At 71.1% G+C, this 5,282-nt stretch carries 5 protein-coding genes and 1 pseudogene; 2 read left to right on the plus strand and 4 right to left on the minus strand.

What is annotated here, in order from left to right; translation table 11 throughout:
• Positions 1-319 (minus strand): acyl-CoA dehydrogenase family protein (locus tag IY392_RS04495; RefSeq protein ID WP_194860617.1); only part of this gene is annotated, 319 nt, incomplete at its 3' end.
• 166 nt (positions 320-485) lie between these two features.
• Here IY392_RS04495 and kstR point away from each other — a divergent pair.
• Positions 486-1,133, plus strand: a pseudogene (gene kstR / locus IY392_RS04500) (cholesterol catabolism transcriptional regulator KstR); the annotation flags it as partial.
• A gap of 266 nt (positions 1,134-1,399) precedes the next feature.
• Here kstR and IY392_RS04505 read toward each other — a convergent pair.
• The gene (locus IY392_RS04505) at positions 1,400-2,635 is read right to left on the minus strand and encodes a Glu/Leu/Phe/Val dehydrogenase (protein ID WP_194860619.1); all 1,236 of its coding nucleotides are present in this window, start codon (positions 2,633-2,635) and stop codon (positions 1,400-1,402) included.
• A 150-nt stretch (positions 2,636-2,785) separates the two neighbouring features.
• Between IY392_RS04505 and IY392_RS04510 the strand changes: the two genes are divergently transcribed.
• A complete protein-coding gene (locus IY392_RS04510) occupies positions 2,786-3,697 on the plus strand; it encodes a LysR family transcriptional regulator (RefSeq protein ID WP_107755712.1) in 912 nt (303 codons plus the stop codon).
• Between the two features lie 91 nt (positions 3,698-3,788).
• Here IY392_RS04510 and IY392_RS04515 read toward each other — a convergent pair whose 3' ends face one another.
• Positions 3,789-4,649: a phytanoyl-CoA dioxygenase family protein gene (locus IY392_RS04515; protein ID WP_194860620.1), complete on the minus strand. Its 861-nt coding sequence runs from the start codon at positions 4,647-4,649 to the stop codon at positions 3,789-3,791.
• 83 nt (positions 4,650-4,732) lie between these two features.
• The coding region (locus IY392_RS04520; RefSeq protein ID WP_304511136.1) for an NAD(P)-dependent oxidoreductase at positions 4,733-5,282 on the minus strand (550 nt) is incomplete at its 5' end.

The following is a 5,282-nucleotide window of genomic DNA, read 5'->3' on the forward strand; positions in this document are numbered from 1 at the left end:
GGGCGGAGGCGACCGCGCCCCCGGCGCGCGAGACCAGCACGCCCGCGACGGCGGTCGACAGGACCGGGCCGGGGGCCATCCGGGCCGTGGCCTCCTCGAGCATGCAGGCCAGGTCGATGATCTCGGCCCCGGCCCCGCCGTACTCCTCGGCGACGGCGACGCCGAAGATCCCCAGTTCGGCCAACTGGGCCCAAAGTGCCTTCCACGCGTCCGGGTCGGTCTCCTGTGCGCGTACTGTGTCCACGGGATCGACGGACTTGGCCCAGGACCTGATCGAGTTCTGGATCTCGATCTGATCCGGGGTGGTGGCGATGCTCACGGTGGCTCCTCGTCGCGACGGGGTTCGAACCGGCGCGGGTCCGAGGACCGGCGCACTCCCCCATAATAGAACGTGTTCTAACAACCGTGTCCTAGAATGCACCAGCAGGACGTGATGACCGCACCCGGCCCCCGATCGGCCGTCGCCAGCCCAGGAGGCTCGCCTCATGACCAAGAGCTCGACCGAGACCGGTTCCGGTCCAGCCGCGTCCGATCCCGCGTCCCGTGGTGACGAGCCCAGCACCTCGTCGCAGCGGGAGCGGCGTCGCCGCATCCTCGACGCCACCTTGGCCCTGGCGGCCAAGGGTGGGTACGAGGCGGTGCAGATGCGGGCCGTGGCCGAGAAGGCCGAGGTCGCGGTGGGCACGCTCTACCGCTACTTCCCCTCCAAGGTGCACCTCCTGGTCTCGGCTCTGGCCCGTGAGTTCCGCAGGCTGGACCAGCGCACGGAACGTTCGGCACCGCCCGGGGACACCGCCCAGGAGCGCATGAAGGTCGTGGTGGACATGATCACCAAGTCCATGCAGCGCGATCCCAACCTCACCGAGGCCATGACCCGGGCGTTCATGTTCGCCGATGCCTCGGTGGCCAACGAGGTCGAGGAGGTGGGCTTCTACATGGACCGGATCATCGCCCGGGCCATGGCCCAGGGTGAGCCGGACGAGGTCCAGCTCTCGATCGCCCGCGTGGTCTCCGACGTGTGGATGTCCAACCTCGTCTCGTGGCTCACCAGGAGGTCCTCGGCCGCAGACGTCAACAGCAGGCTGGGGTTGACCATCGACCTCCTGCTGGGCACCGACGACTCGCCCCGCCGCGCGCGACTGCACACCGCGATCGGAAAGGGGAACGGGGCGGCCGAGGAGAACGGGGCTGAGGGAAACGGGGCGGCCGAGGAGAACGGGGCCGAGGAGAACGGGGCTGAGGAGAACTCGCCTGCCGAAGAGCGACTGGCGGTCGACGCCGACTCCGCGGCCGGGGCCTGACCGGGCGCGCCCACCCGACTTTCCGCACACGCGCGCAACAACTGCAGCCGCACACGAGATCTCGTGTGCGGCTGCAGTTGTTGCGCGCGGATTCCCGGTCAGGGCACGACGACCGGCGGGACCTCGCGTACCAGGTGCGAGACGTCGGCCGTCCAGCGCACCGGGCCGTCCGCGGGAGTCCACCGGGTGAGCAGGTCCGACACCTTGGCCGTCATCTCCCGGCTCAGCCGCAGGAACGAGGTCCCGGGCTGATCGTCGACCTCTCCGAGGATCAGCCACCAGGCCCAGGCGACCGCGCCGGCGTTGGCCACGAAGTCCGGTAGCACCGCGATCCCGCGCGCCGTGAGGTCGAGCTCGGCGTCGATGGTGGTGGCGGCGTTGGCGGCCTCCACCACGATCGGCGCGGTGACGGACGCGCAGTTGTCCGCGGTGATCGCGTAGGAGACCGCGGCGGGGACCAGGACGTCGACGTCCATCCCGATGATCTGATCCCGCTCCAGACGCTGGACCCGGGCGGGAACCGCCGCCCGGTCGATCTCACCGAAGCGGTCGCGGGTGGCGAGCAGCGCGGGGATGTCGAGGCCCGCCGGGTCGTAGAGGGTTCCCGCGGCGTCGGCCACCGCGACCACGGTCATACCGGCCTCGTGCAGGTACCAGGCCGCCGCGCCACCCATCGTGCCCACGCCCTGGACCGCGACGGTCGTGCGGCCGACGTCCCAGCCGCGCACGTAGGCCGCCGCCAGGCACGCCTGCGCCACCCCGTACCCGCCGATCACGTCGCCGAGCAGCCCACCGGGCACCTCGGCTGTGAGCCCGCGGAAGATGCGGCCCGCGGTCGCGGCGGGATCCTCGGAACGCTCGATGGCGGCGTGGTAGGACTGCCGCATCCCCAGCCCCGCGAAGACCTCGTCGATCAGGTGCTGCGGAACCCCCAGGTCCTCGGCGGTCACCCAGTGACGATCGAGGAACGGGCGCATCGCCTCGCAGAACCTGGACAACACCTCGACGGCGCGCGGATCCTTGGGGTCGAAGTCGATGCCGCCCTTGGCGCCACCCACGGGGAGGTCGAACGCCGCGGTCTTACGCGTCATGCCCCGGGCCAGGTCCTCCACCTCACCAAGGGTGCAGCCGGCCCGCATCCTGGTGCCCCCGGTGGCCAGGCCACCGACGAGGGTGTCGACGACGAGGAAACCGCGGGCGCCCGTCACGTCGTCTTTCCAGTGCAACCGCAGGTAGGGCTCACGCGTGGTGGCCCGCTCCGCGGGCGGAGTCGGAACAGCCACCGGCACCGACCCGGTCGTCGCGGTGCTACCCGGAATCTCGATGGATGTCATCGTGCTCGCCTCCTGAAACGCCTGTGCCCGACTTTCCGTCGGGGTCATTTCAGGATGGGAGCGAGAACGGGCCCGGGTCCAGCGAGAATCGATGGACCTGACCGTTCAGTTTTTCTGCACTGTCCCCGGTCAGCCCCTATTCTCGGGGCCATGGAGCCGTCACTGCATCGACTCAGGCTGCTCCGCGAACTGGAGCGCCGCGAGACCGTGACCGCTGTCGCCGGGGCCCTGGACTACACGGTCTCCGCGGTCTCCCAGCAGCTCGCGCTGTTGGAACGGGAGGCGGGGACGCCCCTGTTCGAGCGGCGCGGCCGGCGGATAGGACTCACCGACGCCGGGGTGGTCCTCGCGGGGCACGCGGAGACCATCCTCGCCGCGGTGGAGGACGCCGGGCACGCGATGGAGTCGGCGCGGGCCGGGGTCGGGACCACACTCACCGCCGGCGTCTGGGCGTCGGTGGCCACCACCCTGCTGCCCGAGGGGATCCGGGTACTCGCCCGGGATCACCCGGGGATCGAGGTACGGAGCCGGGAGCTCGCCCCGGAGGACACCACGGGAGCCGTCCGGGACGGTTCCCTCGACCTGGCCTTCGTCCTCGACTACTCCAGCTACACGATGGCCCGCGTCCCCGAACTCACCCGGACCCCGATCGCCGTGGAGTCGCTACATCTCGTCGCCCCCCGCGGGTGGATGGACGCCGACGAGGTGGCGTTGGGGGACCTCGCGGCGAAGCCCTGGGTCCTGGCGCATCCCCGCTCGCACTTCGGGAGGGCGGTGCGGCTCGCGTGCCGCGAGGCGGGGTTCGAGCCGGACATCCGCCACGAGGCCGGCGAGCAGTCGACGGCACTCGCCCTGGTCGCGGCCGGCCTGGGCGTGACCCTGGCCTCCGATCTCGGCCTGAGCACCACGACCGCGGACGTGGACGTGGTGCGGCTGAGCGATGTTCTCACCAGGACGGTCTCGATCGCCTACCGGGAACGGGACGCCCGGCGCCGGCCGCTGCAGGCCTTCGTGGACGCCTTCACCGAGGCAGCCGTCGGACTGGGGCTCGACACCCCGTAGGGCGCGACCGCACTCGGTCCGCGGGCACGCCACCGGGCGTCAGCACCAAGTCTCAGCGCCGGGCCACAGCACCGGGCCTCAGTACCGGGCGTCAGCGCCTCGCGAGGAAGTCGGGGCGCCGCGCAGTCCCCGCGAAGGGGGTGGTCAGCTCGTTCTCCACGCTGTTGAAGACGACGAAGACGTTCGCCCTCGGCACCGGGCTGATGTTGCCCCCGGAGGCGTGGAGGGTGTTGCAGTCGAACATGGTCATCGACCCCGCCTCGCCGGTGAGGACGTGGAGCCCGTGGGAGTGGTACAGCTCCGCGATGTGCCCCTCGGACGGCACCCCTATCGTCGGCGCAGTGCTCACGAGGGACTCCTCGTAGTACGCCTCCGGCGTCTCGCCGGCGCACTGGACGAAGTATCTCTGGGTCCCCGGCATGATCATCAGCGGGCCGTTGTACACCTCGTTGCGGGTGAGGGCGAGGGAGGCGCTGCACGCCCGCGGACGGGGCATGCCGTCCTCGGCGTGCCACGTCTCGAAGTCCGAGTGCCAGTAGAACGCGCCGCCCGCGAACCCGGGCTTGTAGTTGAGTCGACTCTGGTGCACGTAGACGTCGGAGCCGAGGATCTCGCGGGCGAGTTCGACGGCACCGGAGTACTCGACCGCCTCCTGCACTATCTCGCTCAGGATGTGGACGTCGAAGATCGATCGCACGGCGTCGCTGCCGGCCTCGCGGATGACCCGTGGGTCGGCGGCCATCGCGGGGTCGGCACCGATGCGGTGCACCTCCCCGAGGCAGGCGTCCACCCTGCCCGCGTCCAGTGCGCCCTGTCGCTGCACGTACCCGACCTCGGCGAAGCGCCGGATCTCGGGATCGTCGGCCCGGGACCACACGACCGGGTCGGGCCTGTCGATGATGGTCGGGGTGGTGGTCACGCGCGTGACGTAGTCGTCGACGGCCAGTGCCATGCAGCTCCTCTCGGTCGCCGGCGGATCTCGTCTACCCGCCTCTGACCTCGACCGTAAGCAGGGCGTTGACGACCCACAACCGGTCAGCCGCTGACGTATCCCCGGCCCTTGTCGACCGCGGGCCCGGGCTCGGAACCCCCGAGCCACGCGTGGAGGTGGTCGAGGAACTGCCGGGAGAGCGTATCGCGCCAGCCCACCACGTCGCCCGACATGTGTGGGCTGATGTGCGCGCCGTCGAGCGTCCACAGCGGGTCGCCGTCGGGGAGGGGTTCGACGACGAGGACGTCCAGATGCGCCGAGAGTCTGCCCGCGGCGATCTCCTTGGTGAGGGCCTCCTGGTCGATCAGTTGGCCCCGCCCCACGTTGATCACGTGGGCGCCGTCCGGGAGCGCGGCCAGCTCGACCTCGCCGAGCATCCCGCTGGTGGCCGCGGTCAGCGGGGCCACCATGACCAGGTGGTCGACGTCGCCGAGGTGCTCTGCCAGTCGGGCCGAGTCCAGGACGACGCCGAAGTCCTCGTCGTCGTCGGAGGGTCGACGCCCCGCCCCCCGGACGTCCAGTCCCACGGCCCTGAGCAGCCGCGCGGTGGCCCGGCCGATCCCCCCGGTACCCACCACGAGCGCGCGGCTGCTC

The sequence above is a fragment of the Dietzia sp. SYD-A1 genome, assembly GCF_015356725.1.
Classification (GTDB): domain Bacteria; phylum Actinomycetota; class Actinomycetes; order Mycobacteriales; family Mycobacteriaceae; genus Dietzia.